This is a genomic window from Mesorhizobium sp. M4B.F.Ca.ET.089.01.1.1, from assembly GCF_004022605.1.
Lineage (GTDB): Bacteria > Pseudomonadota > Alphaproteobacteria > Rhizobiales > Rhizobiaceae > Mesorhizobium > Mesorhizobium abyssinicae.
On record NZ_RZOS01001514.1, the window covers coordinates 1 to 413 of the forward strand.

Here is a 413-nt window from a genome sequence, read left to right on the forward strand (position 1 = left end):
GTGGGGATCATAGCCTGCAGCACTTCACGTCGGTCTATCAGTGGCATGTCCCGCAGGTCGTGGCCGTTGACATGCAAGAGATCGAAGGCGACGAAATAGAGGTCGTGCTGGCGCCCGGTGATGGCTTTGCGCAGTTCTCCGAAATCGGAGACGCCTGCGTCGTTCAGCACGATGATTTCTCCATCTATGATCGCGCTCCGGACGTTCAACCCTCTCGCGGTTTCGACCAAGTCCCGATATTTGGCTGTCCAATCAAGGCCGCGTCGGGTGAAGATGCGCACTTCGGCATCATCGATGATGATTTGCGACCGGTAGCCGTCGAATTTCACTTCATGAATCCAGCCGTCGCCCTCGGGTGGCTTGTCTACCAGCGTCGGCATCAAAGGCTCGATGAACTTCAAACGCATCAACGA

At 56.4% G+C, this 413-nt stretch carries 1 pseudogene; it reads right to left on the bottom strand.

What is annotated here, in order from left to right:
* Positions 1 to 413: pseudogene (locus tag EN780_RS38110) on the bottom strand (RNA ligase family protein); the annotation flags it as partial.